Source organism: Pantoea sp. 18069 (assembly GCF_902706035.1).
Lineage (GTDB): Bacteria > Pseudomonadota > Gammaproteobacteria > Burkholderiales > Burkholderiaceae_C > Comamonas.
Map to the genome: position 1 here is coordinate 1 of NZ_CACSJA010000163.1, position 353 is coordinate 353.

The window sequence follows — 353 nt, forward strand, 5'->3', positions numbered from 1 at the left end:
GTTTGCTGCTGTAAGAGCCTGACAATGACCTACTTTCACACGGGAACCCGCACTATCATCGGCGCAAAGTCGTTTCACTGTCCTGTTCGAGATGGGAAGGAGTGGTGCCAACTTGCTATGGTCATCAGGCATAACTTTTTGCTTCGGCGTTCAGTTTGTCGAACGCTTCAGCGAATTCATAGAGACTGAAATCAGATTATATTTGATTGCGCTTTTTGGCATAACTAGTCTTCGATCCGCTCTGGGATCAAAGTTATAGGGTCAAGCCTCACGAGCAATTAGTATTGGTTAGCTTAACGCATTGCTGCGCTTCCACACCCAACCTATCAACGTCCTGGTCTTGAACGACTCTT

2 rRNA genes are annotated in these 353 nt (G+C 46.7%); both read right to left on the reverse strand.

The features are described from left to right. Positions 1–16 precede the first annotated feature (16 nt). A 5S ribosomal RNA gene (rrf, locus tag GVL12_RS26060) occupies positions 17–129 on the reverse strand. Positions 130–257: 128 nt separating this feature from the next. Beyond that, positions 258–353 (reverse strand): 23S ribosomal RNA (locus tag GVL12_RS26065); the annotation flags it as partial.